Source organism: Bacillus salacetis (genome assembly GCF_003581585.1).
Taxonomy (GTDB): domain Bacteria; phylum Bacillota; class Bacilli; order Bacillales; family Bacillaceae_B; genus Rossellomorea; species Rossellomorea salacetis.
In genome coordinates, this window is record NZ_QXIR01000001.1 from 327,817 (window position 1) to 347,746 (window position 19,930).

The 19,930-nt window shown below is 45.2% G+C and carries 15 protein-coding genes and 3 pseudogenes; 9 read left to right on the forward strand and 9 right to left on the reverse strand.

The features are described from left to right. Positions 1-48: 48 nt before the first annotated feature. From gntK to gnd, 3 genes are all read right to left on the reverse strand, one after another. A complete protein-coding gene (gntK, locus tag D3H55_RS01595; RefSeq protein ID WP_119545141.1) occupies positions 49-1,584 on the reverse strand; it encodes a gluconokinase in 1,536 nt (511 codons plus the stop codon). Between the two features lie 72 nt (positions 1,585-1,656). Further along, positions 1,657-3,000 (reverse strand): GntP family permease, encoded by a 1,344-nt coding sequence (locus D3H55_RS01600; protein WP_119545142.1) that lies wholly within the window; start codon positions 2,998-3,000, stop codon positions 1,657-1,659. Positions 3,001-3,125: 125 nt separating this feature from the next. Continuing rightward, entirely contained in the window at positions 3,126-4,028 is a 903-nt protein-coding gene (gnd, locus tag D3H55_RS01605; protein WP_119545143.1) for a phosphogluconate dehydrogenase (NAD(+)-dependent, decarboxylating), read from the reverse strand. Between the two features lie 152 nt (positions 4,029-4,180). Between gnd and D3H55_RS01610 the strand changes: the two genes are divergently transcribed. From D3H55_RS01610 to treC, 4 genes are all read left to right on the forward strand, one after another. After that, the gene (locus D3H55_RS01610; protein ID WP_119545144.1) at positions 4,181-5,035 is read left to right on the forward strand and encodes a MurR/RpiR family transcriptional regulator; all 855 of its coding nucleotides are present in this window, start codon (positions 4,181-4,183) and stop codon (positions 5,033-5,035) included. A gap of 425 nt (positions 5,036-5,460) precedes the next feature. Continuing rightward, entirely contained in the window at positions 5,461-6,864 is a 1,404-nt protein-coding gene (treP, locus tag D3H55_RS01615; RefSeq protein WP_119545145.1) for a PTS system trehalose-specific EIIBC component, read from the forward strand. Positions 6,865-6,992: 128 nt separating this feature from the next. Then, complete coding sequence (locus tag D3H55_RS01620; RefSeq protein WP_119545146.1) at positions 6,993-8,666, forward strand: glycoside hydrolase family 13 protein; 1,674 nt, start codon at positions 6,993-6,995, stop codon at positions 8,664-8,666. A 162-nt stretch (positions 8,667-8,828) separates the two neighbouring features. After that, entirely contained in the window at positions 8,829-10,523 is a 1,695-nt protein-coding gene (gene treC / locus D3H55_RS01625) for an alpha,alpha-phosphotrehalase (protein ID WP_119545147.1), read from the forward strand. 308 nt (positions 10,524-10,831) lie between these two features. On the opposite strand, the gene D3H55_RS25150 is transcribed toward treC, so the two are convergent. Beyond that, positions 10,832-10,960 (reverse strand): hypothetical protein, encoded by a 129-nt coding sequence (locus D3H55_RS25150; RefSeq protein ID WP_276310195.1) that lies wholly within the window; start codon positions 10,958-10,960, stop codon positions 10,832-10,834. 142 nt (positions 10,961-11,102) lie between these two features. Continuing rightward, positions 11,103-11,720: a Cif family virulence factor gene (locus tag D3H55_RS01630; protein ID WP_119545148.1), complete on the reverse strand. Its 618-nt coding sequence runs from the start codon at positions 11,718-11,720 to the stop codon at positions 11,103-11,105. Positions 11,721-11,834: 114 nt separating this feature from the next. Between D3H55_RS01630 and treR the strand changes: the two genes are divergently transcribed. The 3 genes and pseudogenes from treR to D3H55_RS01645 all read left to right on the forward strand — a co-directional run. After that, positions 11,835-12,554 carry a trehalose operon repressor gene (treR, locus tag D3H55_RS01635; protein WP_119545149.1) on the forward strand — a complete coding sequence of 240 codons (720 nt, stop codon included), beginning with the start codon at positions 11,835-11,837 and terminating at the stop codon, positions 12,552-12,554. A 126-nt stretch (positions 12,555-12,680) separates the two neighbouring features. Then, positions 12,681-14,372: a methyl-accepting chemotaxis protein gene (locus D3H55_RS01640; protein WP_119545150.1), complete on the forward strand. Its 1,692-nt coding sequence runs from the start codon at positions 12,681-12,683 to the stop codon at positions 14,370-14,372. 113 nt (positions 14,373-14,485) lie between these two features. Continuing rightward, positions 14,486-14,626, forward strand: a pseudogene (locus D3H55_RS01645) (UTRA domain-containing protein); the annotation flags it as partial. A gap of 87 nt (positions 14,627-14,713) precedes the next feature. On the opposite strand, the gene D3H55_RS01650 reads toward D3H55_RS01645, so the two are convergent. Then, positions 14,714-15,394, reverse strand: coding sequence for a response regulator (locus D3H55_RS01650; protein ID WP_205685290.1), 681 nt, complete (start codon positions 15,392-15,394; stop codon positions 14,714-14,716). Positions 15,395-15,423: 29 nt separating this feature from the next. Beyond that, a complete protein-coding gene (locus D3H55_RS01655) occupies positions 15,424-16,566 on the reverse strand; it encodes a sensor histidine kinase (protein ID WP_168412925.1) in 1,143 nt (380 codons plus the stop codon). Between the two features lie 493 nt (positions 16,567-17,059). On the opposite strand from D3H55_RS01655, the gene D3H55_RS01660 reads away from it, so the two are divergent. Further along, on the forward strand, positions 17,060-17,695 hold the full coding sequence (locus D3H55_RS01660; protein WP_119545152.1) for a YigZ family protein: 636 nt from the start codon (positions 17,060-17,062) through the stop codon (positions 17,693-17,695). 33 nt (positions 17,696-17,728) lie between these two features. Continuing rightward, positions 17,729-18,700: an LCP family protein gene (locus D3H55_RS01665; protein ID WP_240628448.1), complete on the forward strand. Its 972-nt coding sequence runs from the start codon at positions 17,729-17,731 to the stop codon at positions 18,698-18,700. Positions 18,701-18,731: 31 nt separating this feature from the next. Here D3H55_RS01665 and D3H55_RS24805 read toward each other — a convergent pair. Further along, positions 18,732-18,975, reverse strand: a pseudogene (locus tag D3H55_RS24805) (transposase); the annotation flags it as partial. Between the two features lie 123 nt (positions 18,976-19,098). Continuing rightward, positions 19,099-19,730: pseudogene (locus tag D3H55_RS24810) on the reverse strand (transposase); the annotation flags it as partial. Positions 19,731-19,930 lie beyond the last annotated feature (200 nt).

The following is a 19,930-nucleotide window of genomic DNA, read 5'->3' on the forward strand; positions in this document are numbered from 1 at the left end:
GACAGTCCCCTGTTACGCTAAAGTAACAGGGGACTGTCCCCGGAATGGTTAGGAGTGTTTTCGCTGGAATTCGCTTATGGCTTCATACTCATTTTCGAGCAGCCGCGGGATGCGGATGAAGATCGGCATCAGCTCGCGGTACACTTCTGAGTTTTCCCTGTTAGGCTTGTGGGAGTGGACGGAGCCGACCATGTCCCCGACGACATCGAGCGAGTCGATTTCGCCTTGGCCGTACATGCCAAGCACCACGGCACCAAGGCAGGAGCTTTCGAAGCTCTCAGGTACGCTCACTTCTCCGTCAAAGATATCAGCGAGCATCTGTCTCCACAGCGTTGAACGGGCGAATCCGCCTGTCGCCTGGATCTTCGTCGGTGTTCCGATCAATTCTTCCAGTGCCAGAAGGACGCTGTACAGATTCATGACGATCCCTTCAAGTACCGCCCTGACCATATGTTCTTTCTTATGGTGCATGCCGAGACCGAAGAACGAACCGCGGGCATTTGCATTCCACAGCGGAGCCCTCTCGCCAGCCATATAAGGATGGAACAACAGGCCATTTGAACCGGCAGGAATGATTTCCGCAATGTCTGTCAGCACTTCATAAGGATCTTTTCCAAGTCGTTTCGCCACTTCCATTTCGGACCAGGCGAGTTCGTCACGGACCCAGCGGAAAATCATCCCGCCATTATTGACCGGTCCGCCGATGACCCAGTGATTTTCCGTTAACGCATAACAGAAGATCCGGCCTTTCGGATCTGTAACCGGACGGTCAGTGACAGCACGAATCGCCCCGCTTGTCCCGATCGTCACAGCAACAACGCCCGGTTCAATCGCATTGACTCCGAGGTTGGATAATACTCCATCACTTGCCCCGACAATGAACGGAACTTCTGCCGGAAGTCCCATCATCTTCGCATATTCAGATTTCAAGCCTGTCAGTGACTTAGTCGTAGAAACGGGACGGGATAGCTGCTCTGCTGTCACTCCTGCCACTTCAAGCGCTTCTGCATCCCAATCAAGATTTTCCAGGTGAAACATCCCCATTGCAGATGCGATGGAGTAGTCCACCACATACTCGCCGAACAACCGATGGAAAACAAACTCCTTGATCCCGATCATTTTGTTTTTCACAGCCAACAGCTCAGGCCGCTCCTCTTTTAACCAGGCAAGTTTCATTAGAGGAGACATCGGATGGATCGGTGTTCCCGTACGAAGGTAGATTTCGTGTCCATTTTGTTCGTTCTTAATTTTATCAGCCCACGCAGCACTCCGGTTGTCAGCCCATGTAATCGAGTTCGTAAGCGGCTGGCCTTCTTCATCCACGACAATCAGGCTGTGCATCGCCGAACTGAAGGAAACGAATTGGATATCCTCCCCGCTGACGCCTCCGGTAATCATGCTTTCTTTTATGACAGTCAGGACCGCCTGAAAGATTTCTTCCGGGTTCTGTTCCGCTGTGCCTGGCACCGGTGTATATAATGGATACTCCACGCCGAAACGGCTGACCGCTCTTCCTTTTTTATCAAATACCACTGCTTTTGTGCTTGTTGTACCAATATCGACGCCAATATAATAATTTGCCATGTTGAAAATCCTCCCGTACGCAGAAAAGGAAGAGGCGGTTTCCCGCCCTTCCTTTCGTCTGAATTAATTATATTATGCTACAAAGAATGATAGGATAACCGCCACACCGAATCCGACGAAACCGATCAATGTTTCCATTACTGTCCATGTTTTCAATGTATCTTTTACATCCAAACCGAAGTAACGGTTCACAAGCCAGAAACCGGAGTCGTTGACGTGTGAGAATACTGTCGCACCGGCAGCAATCGCGATAACCATCAAGCCAAGGATCGGGCCTTCCAGTCCAAGCGTAGCGATTAACGGTGACATCAAACCTGCTGCTGTAACCATTGAAACTGTCGCAGAACCCTGGGCAACACGAACGACTGTCGCAATCAGGAATGCCAGCACAAGCGGAGGCAGCGGAGATCCAGCCATCATATCACCAAGGACCTGTCCTACACCAGAATCGATCAATACTTGCTTGAAGACTCCGCCGGCACCTGTTACAAGAATGATGATTCCGGCAGGCTCAAGAGATTTCGTAGCGATATCTGCTACATCCTGGCGTGAGTAACCTCGCTTTGTTCCGAGGAAAGTGAATGTCATCAATGTCGCGATTGTCAAAGCAACGAACGGATGTCCAAGGAACGTCAGGATGCTTCTGATTGTATTACCTTCATCCAATAATACACCTGAAACCGTATTCAATAAAATCAATACTAACGGAATGAAAATTAGTGACGCTACAAGCGCGAAGCTTGGAAGATCTTTGTCATACTCTTTTTCTTCAACGTTCATATATTCAGGAACAACAACATGAATCTTTTTAGAGATATATTTTGCAAAAACCGGTCCTGCAATGATCATGGAAGGAATACCGGCAAGGAAACCGAACAGGATGACCCATCCAAGGTCGGCACCCAGAAGATCAGCAACCGCAATCGGTCCAGGAGTCGGCGGGATGAAGCTGTGTGTTACCGCAAGACCCGCAAGCAATGGAATTCCATAGTATAGAAGTGACTTTCCTGTCTTTTTAGCCAAACCATAAACAATCGGAACCAGGATGATGAAACCAACATCGAAGAATACAGGGATCGCTACAAGGAAACCTGTGATGCCAAGGCCCCACTGTGCTTTATCCTGGCCAAACTTTTTGATCATCGTCTGCGCGAGACGTTCCGCACCGCCCGATACCTCAAGCATACGGCCGAACATCGCACCTAAACCAACGACGACGGCCACGAATCCGAGGGTGCCCCCCATACCGCTTTGAATCGAGGCAACGACCTCATCCAGCGGCATGCCTGCCGCGATACCAACAATCAAACTCACAAGCAGTAAAGCTACGAAAGCATGAAGCTTTGTTTTGATAACCAAGAATAATAGAAGAAAAATACCGGCTAATGCCACAAGAATTAACATTTGATCAGACATTTTCAATACCTGCCTTTCATAATTAGAAGTAGATTCATAGTTTGTAAACGCTTGCTATTGAAGCTTTAAATTTGGTGCCAGGCACTAAATGCTTGTTTTGTGCCTGGCACCGATAAGTAAGTGTATTATTTATCACTCTTCTCGACAGCATGGCCGCCGAATTCATTTCTTAGTGCTGCAACGACTTTCCCAGTGAACGTGTCGTCTTCAAGTGAGCGGTAGCGCATCATCAGCGACAGTGCAATGACCGGAGCAGCTGTCTGCAGGTCAAGAGCCGTTTCAACTGTCCACTTGCCTTCACCTGATGAGTGCATGACCCCTTTGATGCCATCAAGCTTTTCATCTTTGGAGAACGCATTTTCCGTCAGTTCCATTAACCATGAACGGATGACCGAACCGTTATTCCAGACACGGGCCACTTTTTCATATTCAAAATCGAATGGACTCTTCTCGAGAATTTCAAAGCCTTCCGCAATAGCTTGCATCATGCCGTATTCCACTCCGTTGTGGACCATCTTCAGGAAGTGGCCGCTGCCGGCTTTGCCTGTATAGAGGTATCCATTTTCAACCGAGATATCAGAGAAGATTGGCTCGATTTCTTTGAAAACTTCTGCATTTCCGCCGACCATTGTGCAGGCACCGTATCGGGCGCCGTCCACTCCGCCGCTTGTTCCGCAGTCGAAGAAGTAAACACCTTTTTCAGCAGCCTGCTCGTCTCTTCTCAAAGAATCCTTATAATGAGCATTTCCGCCGTCGATGATGCGGTCGCCTTCTTCAAGGTGTGCAAGGACTTGTCCGAATACAGATTCAGTGGCGTCCCCTGCTGGAACCATCATCCAGATCGTACGTGGTTTTTCTAATTTAGAAACGAGTTCTTCGATTGTTGCTGCTGTTTGAACTCCTTCAGTGGAAATTTTTTTCATCGCTTCTTCATTCAAATCAAAAGCGACAACGTTATGTTTATGATCTGTAAGGTTCAAAGAAAGCTGATAACCCATCTTTCCTAACCCAATCATGCCGATTTGCATTTAAAACACCTCAGTTGTGAAAATTATTTTCGCGTTACCTCTATTATAAAAAATATTTTTCTTTTTGCAAGCGATTTCAGAAAAATATTTTTTCTTTCTCTGTTTTCTAGTATAATGTAATCATGAAAACCCTTTCAGGAGAGTGGAGACAAATGAAGAAAAATCACCAGCACTGCTTGGCGAGTATCCGTTCACATTACTCCCAGTTCAGTGAGACAGAGAAAAAAATTGCCAATTATATCTTAAACAATCCAGCAAATATTATTCATTCTACGATAAATGGTCTTGCCGACACACTCGGGGTTGCGGATTCGACCGTATTCCGTTTTTGCAAAAGAATCGGTTTCAAGGGCTACCAATCCATGAAGATTGCCCTTGCAGCTGAAATCGTCACCCCGATGAGGGACATCCATGAAAATGTGGATGCAAATGACAGCCCGCAAACGATTGCTTCAAAGGTATTTCGTTCTAATATGAAGACAATTGAAGATACCTTGATGGTTTTAAAAGAACATCAATTCCAGGAAGCGGTCGATGCGATGGTGGCTGCCGACCATATCGAATTCTTCGGAAGCGGCGGCTCCGGGATTGTCGCCATGGACGCCTATCATAAATTCATCCGGACGGGGCTCCGTGTCCATGCCTCCACAGACAGCCATATCCAATTGATGACTGCCTCACAGATGACGGAAAAGGACTGCGCGGTGCTTATTTCCCACTCTGGCTCGACGAAAGATATGCTGCAAGTGATGAAAGTATTGAAGGAAACCGGAGCGAAGACCATCGCCATCACCAACTTTTCAAAATCGCCGCTCAGTGATAAATCCGATATTTCCTTATATACTGTTTCAGAGGAAACCGACTACAGATCGGAAGCCCTCTCTTCAAGGATTGCCCAGCTTTCCATTTTCGATGCCCTGTATGTCAGCATCATGCTGCAGCGGGACAAAGAAGGCCAGGATGCCTTGAAAAAAATGCGGAATGCGATTTCGGTGAAAAGGATTTGATCTGCCTTGGGTGCCAGGCACGCCCCGAAATATGTCGATTTTAAAATGGTAATATCTTATAAGCAAAAGCCAGTGCAAACCTTTATCGTAAAGGATTGCACTGGCTTTTTTGTTTTCTGTCATTTCCCGGTTTCGACAAAAACCGGGTCGTGCCTGTCACGAAAGTGTTGACAACTTGTATATACAGGAATACAATAGTCACATAACTTGTATATACAAGAAACAACAAGTTGATTTAAAATGTAAGCGGTTATTTGAAAGCGTTATTTTTGCTTGGTTGTTTATTCTGCAGTTACCGGGGGAAAGGTTAAAATGGATAGATTTGGCCATTTTTAACACACTAGTAATTGAAATTATTTTTTTATATAAACTGCAAAACAGCTGCTTAAAAATTGGGGGCGCATACCCCTGCGGGAGGGAAAACCATGAGCGTAAACAGAGAATCTGTACGCGAAATTATTGAAGCGATCGGCGGTAAAGAGAATATCAATACTGCCACGCACTGTGTGACTCGCCTTCGTCTCGTATTGAACGATGAGAGTCTTGTAGACAAAGAACGCCTGGAAAATATAGACCTTGTCAAAGGTTCATTTTCCACAAATGGACAATTCCAAATCGTAATCGGTCAAGGAACTGTCGACAAAGCCTACAAAATCCTGGCAGAAGAAACAGGGGTCCAGGAAGCATCCAAAGATGATGTCAAAAATGCAGCTGCCGAAAAAATGAATCCGCTTCAACGTGCAGTGAAGACACTTGCAGACATCTTCATTCCTATCCTGCCGGCAATCGTTACGGCCGGTCTATTGATGGGGATCAACAACATCCTTACTCAAGGCGGCATCTTCATGGAAGAGAGTGTCGTTGAAGCTTTCCCGCAATGGGCGGATATCGCATCCATCATTAACCTGATTGCCAACACGGCCTTCGTATTCCTGCCCGGCTTGATCGGCTGGAGTGCCCTCACCCGTTTCGGCGGCAGCCCGCTGTTCGGTATGGTCCTTGGTCTGATGCTGGTTCACCCTGACCTTCTGAATGCCTGGGGCTACGGAAGCGCAGAAGAAATTCCAACTTGGAACCTATTCGGATTGACGGTTGAAAAAGTAGGCTACCAAGGACAGGTCCTTCCTATCCTTGTTGCATCATGGGTATTGGCTAAAATTGAAATCTGGCTTCGCAAACGCATCCCTGATGCATTCCAATTGCTTACGGTTGCACCAATTTCATTATTAATTACAGGTTTCCTGGCTTTTACAGTCATCGGACCTATTACATTCACAATCGGCGGATGGCTCGTTGACGGCGTTACTGGCATTTTCGATGCGGTACCGGCTATCGGCGGACTCATTTATGGCGGTCTTTATGCCCCGCTTGTCATCACTGGTATGCACCATACATTCTTAGCAGTCGACCTGCAGCTGATCGGTTCCATTGGCGGAACATTCCTATGGCCGATGGTTGCTCTATCTAACATTGCCCAAGGTGCAGCTGCCTTCGCAATGATGATTGTTGAAAGAAACAACGAAAAGGTAAAAGGCCTTGCCGTATCATCCGGTGTCTCAGCATGGCTTGGTGTTACAGAGCCTGCCATGTTCGGGGTCAACCTTCGTTACAGATATCCATTCATCGCAGCCATCATCGGTTCAGCGATTGCCGGTTTAATCATCACTCTTGGAGACGTCATCGCTCCTTCAATCGGTGTCGGCGGTATTCCTGCCTTCTTCTCGATCGAAAATAACTATTGGCCGGTATTCTTCATCGGAATGGGAGTTGCAATCGTTGTTCCAGCACTATTAACACTGCTTTTCTCCAAGTTTTCAAAAGCGAAATAAGACATCTTAATGAAGAAGAATCGATACCGGCTCAGGCTGGTACCGGCTCTTCTCTTTTGTTTTTTTACAGCTGTTAAAAACAACCAAACAAACCATACTATCACTATGAAGAACGAGGAGTGGGAAACATGCAAAAACAATGGTGGAAAGAAAGTGTCGTCTATCAGATATACCCCCGCAGTTTCATGGATTCGAACGGCGACGGAATCGGTGACATCCCGGGAATCATCTCCAAACTCGATTACCTGAAGGAACTGGGAATCGATGTCGTATGGCTCTCTCCTGTTTATAAATCGCCAAACGATGATAACGGCTATGATATCAGCGACTATCAGGACATCATGGATGAATTCGGGACAATGGATGACTGGGATCTTCTTTTAAAAGAAATGCATGACCGCGGCATGAAGTTGATCATGGATCTCGTCGTCAACCACAGCTCCGATGAACATAAATGGTTTGCCGAGTCCCGTAAATCAAAGGACAACCCATACCGCGATTACTACATATGGCGCCAGCCGAAAGACGGCAGGGAGCCAAACAACTGGGGCTCCAATTTCGGCGGTTCTGCATGGGAATACGATGAAGAAACAGGCGAATACTTCCTTCATCTGTTTTCAAAAAAGCAGCCTGATTTGAATTGGGAGAATCCTGAGCTCCGCGGTGAAGTGTACAACATGATGAAATGGTGGCTGGACAAAGGCATCGACGGCTTCCGGATGGATGTCGTCAACTTCATTTCCAAGGTGGAAGGCCTTCCCGATGATGAAGTGAAGCCCGGGAAAAAGTATGCTTCCGGAAGCAAATTTTACCGTAACGGCCCTAAGATCCATGATTACTTTCAGGAAATGAACCGTGAAGTCCTTTCCAAATATGACATCATGACGGTCGGTGAAATGCCCGGCGTTAATCCTGAGCAGGCGCGAATGTACACAGGAGAAGACCGTGATGAACTGAATATGGTCTTCCAGTTTTCCCATATGAGCTTGGATAACGGAAAAAACGGGAAATGGGATTTAAAGCCCCTCTACCTTCCCGATTTAAAAGAAAACCTGACTCATTGGCAGACAGCATTGGAGGAAGACGGCTGGAACTCGCTTTACTTCAACAACCATGACCAGCCCCGCGTCGTTTCCCGATTCGGTGATGACGGAAAGTATCATAAAGAGTCGGCAAAGATGCTGGCAACGGTCCTTCACATGATGAAAGGCACTCCTTATGTCTATCAAGGGGAAGAAATCGGCATGACCAACGTCCGCTTCTCTACCATCGATGAGTATGAAGATATCGAAACGCTGAACTTCTATAATGAACAGATGGAAGCAGGCGAACCTGTTGAGAAGACAATGGAAAGCATCTATGTAAAAGGCCGTGACAATGCCAGGACACCTATGCAGTGGAATGTGTCAGAGAATGCCGGCTTCACGGACGGTGAGCCATGGCTGGCCGTCAATCCGAATTATGAGGATATCAACGCAGAAGCACAGCTGAACGAAGACGATTCCATCTTCAACTACTATAAAAAACTGATTGAACTGCGCAAACAGCACGACATCATCGTGTATGGCAAGTACGAATTGATCTTGGGAGACCACGAGAAATTGTATGCCTACAAAAGGACATTAGGAAACGAAAAGCTCCTGGTCCTCTGTAATTTCTATGGCGAAGAGCTGGAAGTCGAACTGCCGGAAGAAGCAGTAAGCGAAAGCGCCAGCATGCTCATCCGAAACTACAAAGGCGGAACCCAACTGCAGAAACAAATGAAGCTGCAGCCATACGAAGCAGTCGTCTTCGCGCTTTAACGCTCTAAAGCACCCGGGGACAGTCCCCTGGTGTATTAACGCGGTGAAGCAATGAGGGACAGTCCCCTGTTACTTTAGCGTAGCAGGGGACTGTCCCCCGCCGCGGTGAAGTGCTAAAGCGCAATCTCAACAAAAAATACTTAACTGGCAGGTGTTATCAATATGAAAAAGCAGCAACCTTGGTGGAAAAAGTCGGTCGTTTATCAAATCTACCCGAAAAGCTTCAATGATACTTCAGGCAACGGCGTCGGCGATATCAAAGGTATCACCGAGAAACTTGATTACCTGAACGAACTGGGTATCGACGTCGTCTGGCTGACACCAATCTATAAATCTCCACAGCGTGACAACGGCTATGATATTGCCGATTACTTCAACATCCATGAAGAATACGGCTCCATGGAAGACTTCGACGAGCTGCTGTCAGAAGCACATGACAGAGGCATCAAAATCATCATGGACATCGTCGTGAACCATACATCAACCGAACATGAATGGTTCATCGAATCTCGAAAATCAAAAGACAACCCGTATCGTGACTACTACATCTGGCGTGACGGCAAGGAAGACGGCTCCGAACCGACAAACTGGCAATCCAAATTCGGCGGCAACGCCTGGCAGTATGACAATGAAACCGGCCAGTACTACCTTCACCTGTTCGACGTAACGCAGGCGGACCTGAACTGGGAAAATGAAGAACTTCGAACAAAAGTGTACGACATGATGAAATTCTGGCTCGACAAAGGTGTCGATGGTTTCCGCTTGGACGTCATCAATCTCATCTCCAAGGACCAGGACTTCCCTGACGATGACGGCTCAAAGGCACCAGGAGACGGCCGCAAATTTTACACAGATGGTCCGCGCGTCCACGAATTCATGAACGAAATGAACCAGGAGGTATTCTCCAATTATGACATCATGACGGTAGGGGAAATGAGTTCGACGACCATCGAAAACTGCATCAAATACTCCAACCCTGACCGCAATGAACTGAGCATGACCTTCAACTTCCATCATCTAAAAGTCGATTATCCAGACGGGGAAAAGTGGACCGTTGCTGACTTTGACTTTTTACAATTAAAAGATATCCTGTCCACCTGGCAGAGTGAAATGCACAAAGGCGGCGGTTGGAATGCCCTGTTCTGGTGCAACCATGATCAGCCGCGCATCGTTTCCCGCTACGGAAATGACTGCGAGTACCGCAATCTGTCAGCCAAAATGCTGGCCACGACAATCCATATGATGCAGGGAACCCCTTACATCTATCAAGGGGAAGAGTTCGGGATGACCAACCCGAAATTCACGAGCATCGATGAATACCGTGACGTGGAATCCATCAACATTTTTAACATCTTAAAACAAGAAGGCAAATCAGAGGAAGAAATCCTGGAAATCCTGCGCCACAAGTCCAGAGATAACTCCCGTACACCAGTTCAGTGGGACAGCAGCGAAAATGCCGGTTTCTCAAACGGTACTCCGTGGATCCCTGTAGCCAAAAACTACCCGGAAATCAACGCAGAAAATGCATTAGAAGACCAGGACTCCATTTTCTATCACTATCAAAAGCTCATTTCACTGCGCAAAGAATATGACATCATCACAAACGGTGACTATCAGCTCCTGACACCGGAACATGCAGATGTCTTTTCCTATGTACGCAATGGTGATAACGAAAAGCTGTTGGTCGTAAACAACTTCTATGGCAATAAAACAGTCTTTGACCTGCCAAACGACGAACTGAACATCGATGGCTGGAACAGTGAAATCCTTATATCCAACTATGAGGACAGCCAAGCAGACCTGGAACTGATAAAGCTTCGACCATATGAATCTGTTGTATATCGCTTAACAAAATAGTGTTCGATACCCGCTGCAAGACAGCGGGTATTTTTTTGTTGTTGGGCTCCATGTATGGGTCAACATCTTTTGCTCTTGGCTGCCTTATTGGCCCATTTACACGCTTCATGGTCCAGCATCCCTCGTTCCCCTCTCCCTCATTGGCCCATTTACACGCTTTTCGGCCCAGTATCCCTCGTTCTCCTCTCCCTCATTGGCCCAATTAGACGCTTTTCGGGCCAGCATCCCTTATTTTCCTCTTCCTCATTGGCCCATTTAACCGCTTTATGGGCCAGCATCCGTCATTTTCCTCTTCCCCATTGGCCCATTTAACCGCTGTATGGGCCAGCATCTCTTGAACTCTTCTTCCTCATTGGCCCATTTACACGCTTTTCGGACCAGCATCCCTCATTTTCTTCTTCCCCATTGGCCCATTTAACCGCTTTATGGGCCAACACATCTCACCTCCCTCTTCACCAATTAGTGCCTGGCACAAATCACGCATTTCTCACCCAAGCCTCACCCTAATACAGTCACCCCCAAAAGACATCAACAACAAAAAAAGCACCAACCCAAAGGCCGGCGCTTTCATAATATAACTTATTCAGAATCAGTTTCAGACTCTGTGTCAGCGGCTTCTTCTCCCTCGTCCTGCTTAACCCGGATCATGGAGACCTTCCAGCCCTCATCCGTCTTCTGGAAGATCGTTAACTGTCTTCCGGTGGTGGCTGCTTCACGGTCACTGTTGGGATCCTTTGTCGTTACTTCCAATTCAGCATAAACATCCGCTTTCTTGCCTTGATAGTTGATGATTTTTACATTGGATGCTTTTCTTCTCACATCCAGTTTATCAAATACATTGTTGACGGCTGCTTCTTCCTCTTCCAGCGTAAAGTTGACTGGAGTATCAGAAAGGGTCGCCATGTACCGCTCGACATCTTCGTCGTTGAATGATTCGATATATTCATTGAACGCATCCAGAATGGCCTGCTTTTCTTCTTCAGGAATATCCTTTGCCTCTTCCATATTCTTAGCCTCTTCCAGGATTGCTGCCGTTTCCTCTTCAAAAGGATTGGCCGTTTCCTCGGTCTGCTCCTCCTGTGTATTCTCTTCAGGCTTGTCCGTGTTGTCGGCATTTTCATTATTGTTACAGCCGGCAAGCAGAAGGCTGCTTACTCCAAGACCAATCATGAATTTTTTCCAAAGCTGTGTAGTCAAAATCCTTCACCCTTTTCTAAAATATGCGATAAGTCCATTTTACCTGAATAATCCCAAAACTCTCAAGCTCTTATTGAAAATACCTAAGTATGGTAAAATAAATATGGTGATATTATGACAAAAAACAATAAATATATGCACATATACCAGGAAATCGCAGATAAGATCCAGGACGGGAGCTATCCGCCGAACGAAACACTGCCGTCGGAAAACGAACTCGCCGAATTCTATGAAACATCCCGGGAAACCATCCGCAAAGCACTGACCCTCCTCTCCCAGAAAGGGTTCATCCAGAAAATCCGCGGAAAAGGCTCCCTCGTCTTAGACGTGTCCAAGCTGAGCTTCCCCATCTCGGGACTCATCAGCTTCAAGGAACTCCAGGGCTCACTGGGAGGAGAATCGCAAACAATAGTCTATGATTTCGGCCTCATCAAGCCTGATAAGACCCTGGCCGCACAGCTCGGCTGCAATCAGGATGAGGAAGTGTGGAAAGTGGTCCGCGCCCGCAATATCAAAGGAGAACGGATCATACTGGATAAAGACTATTTTTTAAAAAAGAACGTCCCTCTCCTGACCAAGGAAATCTGCGAGAGATCCATCTATGAATACCTTGAAAATGAAATGAAACTTCCTATTTCTTATGCAAAAAAAGAGATCGTCGTCGAAAAGTGCACGGAAGAAGACCGCCTGTACCTGGACCTCGACGGATTCGATCATGTGGTGGTCGTGAAAAACTACGTCCACCTGGAAGACACCGCCCTCTTTCAATATACCGAATCCCGGCACAGGCTTGATAAATTCCGGTTTGTTGACTTTGCGCGGAGGAAGCATTAAGAGACTCATCCATTTATGGGTGAGTTTTTTTCTTTCTGTAGAATCCCCCTGCCCTAAACTTCCCTGATATTTTTCCGATACTACAAGAAGGCACACCTTACATACACCTAGAAAAGGAGAAGAATCATGAAAATCAGTACACTTTTAAAGAGAACGGCTGTCGTTGTTGGAGCTCTATTCGTTTTCCTTGCATGGAGTATCTATTCTTTGGATACCAGCATTGAAAAACAGCGGGCTGCAGCAGATTTGGAAAAACGAGCTGCCAAACTTTCCATAGAACTCCAGGATGCCTCCAATTATCTGACAGAACAAGTCAGGTCCTATACTCAATACGGGGAAAATGAATTCTATGATAACTATTGGAAAGAGGTCAACGAAACCAAAACAAGGGAGAAAGTAGTTGCCGAATTCGAAAAATTGCACGTACCGAATGAATTACTGAAGCTTATAGAGGAAGCGAATCAAAATTCGAACACGCTTGTCACCCTTGAAGAGAAAGCGATGGATTATGTAGAAAGCGGAGATCTGACACTTGCCAGGTCACTGGTTTTTGGCGGCCAGTATGAAAGGGGCAAAGAACTGATTGCTGAACCGTTAAACCGATTCAATGCGCAATTGGATAAATGGACCGGAAGCAAAGTAAAGCAAGCTGAGGAAAATGTCATGAAGAGCTACATCATCATGATCATCTCTGCCGTGCTTGTCCTTATAACTATCATCATTACGTTTGTACTTTTGTTCCGCAAGTTAAAACCATTGTCATCGCTGTCAGCCATGGCACAGTCAATAGCAGAGGGAAATTTGAACGTTAAAGACATTCAGGTTAAAGGAAAAGATGAAGTAGCCGAATTGACTCAGTCATTCAACACCATGGCATTGAATTTGAAAAATCTATTGTTCACAGTCAACGAAGCCAGCGAAAATGTCGCAGCTTCTTCTGATCAGTTATTAGCCAGTGCAGCGCAAACCAATACGGCTACCCAGCAGGTTACAGCTTCTGTAGATGAAATCGCCTCCGGCGGAGAAAGCCAGCTGCAGCATGTACAGGAAAGCGCAATGGCCATAACAGAGGTCGCAGCCGGCATTCAGATGATAGCTGATACATCAGCTTCTGTTGCAGAATCTTCGACGGATACCTCCATAAAGTCGCAGGATGGCCAGAAAAACATCAATAGAGCGTTAGAACGAATGCGTACGATTGAAGAAAATGTATCCAAAACAGCTCACTCCATCAAAAACCTGGATGAACGTTCAAAAGAAATAGAAAATATCGTCATTGCCATTACGACTATTTCTTCTCAAACCAACCTTCTTGCCTTGAATGCAGCAATTGAAGCTGCACGTGCAGGCGAGCATGGCAAAGGCTTTGCAGTCGTAGCAGATGAAGTCCGGAAGTTAGCTGAGGAGTCTAATAACTCCGCCCAGCAAATAACAGAACTGATCAAATCCATTCAAGCAGACACCATCAGCACTGTGGATCAAATGGATCGAGTGACAGACAATGTCCAAGGCGGAGTGGAAATCATCGAACACACAGGCAGAGCCTTCAATGACATCCTGAAATCTGCTCAAAGTGTGGCTAGCCAGGTTCAGGAAGTCTCCACCATTTCTGAACAAATGGCAGCAAGCGCACAGCAGGTCTCTGCTTCTTTTGAAACAGTGAATTCCATTACCGAGAATGCTTCGGCAAGAACCCAAACAGTCGCAGGATTGGCTGAAGAGCAATCTGCATCGATGGAAGAGATCACCGCTTCCGCAGAAACCCTCAGCAAGCTGGCACATGAAATGCAAGTCCAGTTAGGGAAATTTAAGTTTTAAATAAGAAGAGCAGCCTGAAATCCGGGCTGCTCTTTTTTGCACTCCACTACTTAGTGCGATTCGTAAAAATGCTGCCTTACCCCTGTTGAAAGTTATTCCATCAATGCCTATCACTGGACCTCGACGGATTCGATCATGTGGTCGTCGTGAAAAACTACGTCCACCTGGAAGACACCGCCCTCTTTCAATATACCGAATCCCGGCACAGGCTTGATAAATTCCGGTTTGTTGACTTTGCGCGGAGGAAGCATTAGAATCAGGCTGTTCCAATTGGGGAGCAGCCTGTTTTTTGGCGAAAAAAATAACGAGCCCTCAATTAAAAGGCTCGTTTCAATAAATACTTATCTGACTTCTACCCAGCCGTTCTTGATCCCTGTAACAACAGCCTGTGTACGGTCATTCACGTTCATTTTCTGCAAGATATTACTTACGTGGTTCTTGACCGTTTTTTCACTGATATACAGCGCTTCGCCGATACCGCGGTTGCTCTTTCCGTCAGCAAGCATCTGCAGGACTTCGCACTCGCGGCGGGTCAATAGATGCAGCGGGCGGCGGACTTCACTTTGTTTGAATCCGCCTGTTTCCTGGGAATTGGCCAAACGGCGGTAATCGTTGATCAGGTTATGGGTCACCTTAGGGTGGATATAAGATCCGCCGTCAGCGACAACCTTGACCGCTTCGATCAGAGCTTCGGAATCCATCTCTTTCAAGAGATAACCTAAAGCGCCTGTCTTCAAGGCGTGGCTCACATAGTTTTCATCATCATGAATCGACAGGATGATGATCTTTGTATCAGGGTACTTTTCAATAAGCTCCTGAGTGGCTTCAACTCCATTTAATTGAGGCATATTGATATCCATCAATACGACGTCAGGATTATGCTCTTCAACTAGTGAAATCGCTTCTGAGCCGTCATCCCCTTCTGCCAGGACGTTAAAACTTGGTTCAAATTCTAAGATGCGCTTTACCCCTTCTCGAAATAACTGATGATCGTCTATAATGACAATATTCGTTGCCATGATTTCGCCTCCCTATGTGTACGAGAAAAAATTTATGCTGTTAAAGGAACCTGGACAAGGATGACGGTGCCTGAGCCCACTTTTGAGTCGATGCTCATTTCACCATCAAGGATTTCAACCCTTTCCTTCATACCCATGATTCCAAAGGATCCGCTCTTTTTCTCTTTTATATCGAATCCTTTACCATTATCTTTAATGATGACTGTTACTTTCTCTTTGGTGATCTCTAATTTGACCAGGATTTCAGCAGCCTCTGAATGCTTTAATGCATTTTGGACCGATTCCTGGATCAACCTGAACAGGGCCACTTCGTATTTGGATGGCAGTCTTTTTTCCTGACCGACATTCACAAACCTGATATTTGTACTCCTGTGATATTCTTCGATAGTACTTAGGTATTTTGTGAGGGTCGGAACCAAACCTAAATCATCCAGCGCCATCGGTCTTAGGTCATAAATGATCCGGCGGACTTCATATAAGGCAGAACGGACCATCTTTTTCAGATCTTTAATCTCTCCCAGAGCAGCTATGGCTCCATTTTCCCGGTAGACCCGGTCGATCAGATCTGACCTTAGAAGGACGTTGGCCAGCATTTGTGCAGGACCATCGTGAATCTCCCGTGAAAGCTTCTTTCTCTCTTCCTCTTGGGCTTCAATGATCTGCAGGCCGAAGTCATGTCTTTCTTTTGCATCTTCAAGGGCAGCTCCCATTAGTTTAAGATCACTGCTTAAGTAATTCAGCACGACAGATATTTGCGAATTCAACTGCTCTGCACGATCGATGGTGTCCTGAAGGTTCTTAATGCGCCTCTCCAGGTCATCCCTTCGCTCACGGAGCCTCGCTTCCGTCTGCCGGTTCAGGGATAATTTCATCTGCAGGTCGTGGGCTTTCTCATAAGCCTCTCTTACCTGCTCTTCAGAGAAATTCTGAAAGTGCTGGCTGACTTCCGAAAGCCTTCTCCTTGAGAACCGGGATTTCTGCTCAAGCTCATCGCCTTCTTTGATGACTTTGAACACCGACTCCCTGATGACTTTCAGTTCATCAGTGATGGATTCATAATCCTGCCGACACTGTTCGCCGATCTCAAAAACATCCTGTTTACTGCGGCCGACCGTGTCGATCATCTGCTCTAAAATGTTATCCAGCATCTTGGTGTTCACCTTTCTAATTGACACGGGGACCCTCCTCCTAGTAACAAGCTCATTGTACATGGAATTTATTTCATTACTATTGCAGAATAGTTAAAAACGTGGTGCATGCACAAAAATAGATATAAAGTCTCGTATCAAATTTATTTTTCACATACCATTTATCCCATATAACTTTTCCCAAAAATAGTTGATATTACAAAATTCCATATATTTGCCTTTAAATCCTTTATTCATTTAGGAATATTTTTAAAACCTTTCAAAGAGCTGAATCCATGTCTATTATACCATGTCATATATTGTCGAACATTAAAGTTTCGTTACATATTATTACCCAATACTTTAGCACTTTAAAGCAGGCGGGGACTGTCCCCGGCTGCTTTAAAGCGCTAAAGAGAAAACACTAACTAATGCTAACTATGTCTATATATAGTAAAATAAAGAAGTTAGGCAAATTGTCGAACTTTGAATGACTACCCGATTGTGACAAAAGATAAACCTATCGGAGAGGAGCATCACTTTGCTGCAAAAGTATTTAACAGTAAAAGAAGAGGGCGGAGAACATGAAATCAACATTGAACGTTCCCGCTTCATCGCCCATATAAAACGAGCTGAAACAGAAGAAGAAGCCCAAGACTTCATACAGCAAATCAAAAAAGAACACTGGAGCGCCAACCATAACTGTTCTGCCTACATAATAGGCGAGCATAACCTTATACAAAAGGCCAATGATGACGGAGAGCCGAGCGGTACCGCAGGGGTGCCGATGCTTGAAGTCCTCAAGAAGAGAGACCTGAAGGACACTGTGGTGGTCGCCACACGTTATTTCGGCGGAATCAAACTGGGAGCAGGCGGCTTGATCAGAGCCTACGGAAAATCGGTCTCAGAGGGCCTCAACGCCATTGGTGTTGTCGAACGGACGCTGATGCGCGTCATGAAGACAAAAATCGACTATACCTGGCTGGGGAAAGTCGAGAATGAAGTAAGATCTTCAAAGTATCCCTTAAAAGAAATCCATTACCTGGACACCGTTGAAGTCGAAACATATGTCGAAGAGGATAAAAAAGAGGAATTTGTCGAGTGGATGACGGAGTTAACTAATGGAAATTGTCGAATCTCAGAAGAAATTGTGACATACTTAGAAACAGATAAATAAATTTCGAGGGGAAATTATATGAACCGGCATGATATGAAAAAACGAAGAAAAAGACTAAGATTAAAGAGAGTATTTTTGTCTATAGGAATTTTACTAACACTCGCTCTAGGCTATATGGGATATACTCTCTTCCAAACTTACCAGGCTGCCAGTAGTACTTATAATGATATGGGCAGAGAAAAGTCAAAATTAAGGGAAGAAGCAGTAACCTTCTTAAAGGATCCCGTCTCAATCTTGATAATGGGAGTAGAAGATTACTCTACAGGAGGCGCAAACGGGAGATCGGATACCCTAATGGTAGCGACCTTTGATCCAAAGACAGCAAAGATGCAGCTTCTAAGCATTCCAAGGGATACCAGAGTTGAAATCCCTGAAAAAGGCACCTTGGAGAAGATAAATCACGCATTTGCCTATGGGGGAAAAGAAGAAACCATTGAGACGGTAGAAAACCTTCTTGATATTCCTATTGACTATTATGTAACAGTTAATTTTGAAGCATTTAAAAGCATTGTTGATGAGTTAGGTGGGATTACAGTTGATGTACCATTTGATTTTACACAAAACAGTGACGACAGAGTCGCAGAGAAGCTGGAATTTTATGAAGGACCTATGGAATTGGATGGACGGGAAGCATTAGCATTTGCTCGAATGCGAAAACAAGATCCCCTTAATGACATTGGAAGAAATGAACGACAAAAACAAGTGGTTCAAGCAGTAATTGATAAGCTTGCCTCTCCCGGAACATTATTTAAAATAGATGAACTTGCTGATGTCGTAGGTGATAACGTGGAAACAAATCTTCAAGTTTCCGACGGGATATCGTTTTTCAAGAAATACACTAGCTTTAATTCCTCTGATATAGAAACACTCACACTGGAAGGGACTCCTGAATATATAGATGGAATATCTTATTTCATCTATAATGAAGAAGAGTTGGAAATCCTTCAAGATACCTTAAAAAATAGATTAAATCATAACAAGACCTCAAGCTCAACAGAAAATTAAAAACCCCAATCATTAATGATTGGGAAAGACCTCATACAAACCCCGCTCCAACCAAAAGGTTGGAGCGGGGTTTGTTAATTTCCGCGTAGAATATGTAGACTACTAAAATGGACATGGCAGCAAACATAAGCATCGCCTGCATTGAAACTTTTTTAGTCCTCTTAAGGTAGTCCAACTCATGCCATGCTTCTCTTTCACATCAGCAAAAACTTTTTCGATTGTTTCTTTTCGCTCGTGTAAAGTGATTTATTCAAATCCGTGTTCCTCAAATGTTCAACCTAATTTAGATTATCCTGCCAAAGGTGAAGATGTACTTCAAGAAATACGATTACGTTTATGATGAACATTTAGACTGCTATACTTGTCTGAAACATACCGTACCACCACAAGACTTAATAACTGACTAGGTTCACAACTTGATCCAGCATTCGACTGTCAAGAACATTTACTCCGTAACTTGGGATCCTAGATTAAATCCACGCGAATCACTCGCTGTATGAAAAGAATAAGCAATAGCTTCTGGCGTTCCTCTTTTACATAGTACACTTTCGAAGTCCGTTGTACTCTTCTTGATTTCTTTCTTGTCTTCTATACTCTGAGCGCGAAGGGCTTTTTTCCGTGAGCCTCACGAACTACATTAATCTCTTCATCCAATTGAGACTGGTAACTCCTCGTTTCGACTAGAACCACTTTTTTCTCCAATTTTTTCTTATTCGCATTCGTTTTAACACTCTTTTGTCATAGCTTCTTTCAATATGTGATAGAAAACCTGTTCAAACTAGTCAGTGTCGTGAAATTGGCGAATATAGTTTTTTCCTTGGTTGGAGAAGTGAGGTACCTTCTCCGTATAGGAATACCCAATAAATCTCCCATAAGATACGTTGGTCTCAATCTCTTTTATCGTTTGACAAATGGAGCGAATACCGAACAGGTGTTGAATGAATACCATTTTATTCATAACAACAGGAGCGATACTCGGTCTTCCGTGGTCGAGAGAGAATTTATCCATTACCAACTCGTAGATGAACTCTCAAAATCAATGGTTTTGCTCAGCCTGTCGGGCCTGGTCAGGGAGCTTCAACTTTTTATGCAAGTTTAGTCAGGCACCGCCCGCCCTGCGGAATTGTGCGCCTGTACCGGAAATCAACTTTTTGTTTCCAAGTTACGAGTTTTAAACATATTTATTCAAAAAAAAGCTTGTAGACAAGGTCTATAAATTAGACTTTGTCT

Excerpts from the sequence above, each read along its gene's own strand:
- D3H55_RS01640 (WP_119545150.1), top strand. The coding sequence starts at position 12,681 with ATGAAAATCAGTACACTTTTAAAGAGAACGGCTGTCGTTGTTGGAGCT.
- gntK (WP_119545141.1), bottom strand. The coding sequence starts at position 1,584 with ATGGCAAATTATTATATTGGCGTCGATATTGGTACAACAAGCACAAAA.
- treP (WP_119545145.1), top strand. The coding sequence starts at position 5,461 with ATGAGCGTAAACAGAGAATCTGTACGCGAAATTATTGAAGCGATCGGC.
- treC (WP_119545147.1), top strand. The coding sequence starts at position 8,829 with ATGAAAAAGCAGCAACCTTGGTGGAAAAAGTCGGTCGTTTATCAAATC.
- gnd (WP_119545143.1), bottom strand. The coding sequence starts at position 4,028 with ATGCAAATCGGCATGATTGGGTTAGGAAAGATGGGTTATCAGCTTTCT.
- D3H55_RS01610 (WP_119545144.1), top strand. The coding sequence starts at position 4,181 with ATGAAGAAAAATCACCAGCACTGCTTGGCGAGTATCCGTTCACATTAC.
- D3H55_RS01665 (WP_240628448.1), top strand. The coding sequence starts at position 17,729 with ATGAAAAAACGAAGAAAAAGACTAAGATTAAAGAGAGTATTTTTGTCT.
- treR (WP_119545149.1), top strand. The coding sequence starts at position 11,835 with ATGACAAAAAACAATAAATATATGCACATATACCAGGAAATCGCAGAT.
- D3H55_RS01620 (WP_119545146.1), top strand. The coding sequence starts at position 6,993 with ATGCAAAAACAATGGTGGAAAGAAAGTGTCGTCTATCAGATATACCCC.
- D3H55_RS01600 (WP_119545142.1), bottom strand. The coding sequence starts at position 3,000 with ATGTCTGATCAAATGTTAATTCTTGTGGCATTAGCCGGTATTTTTCTT.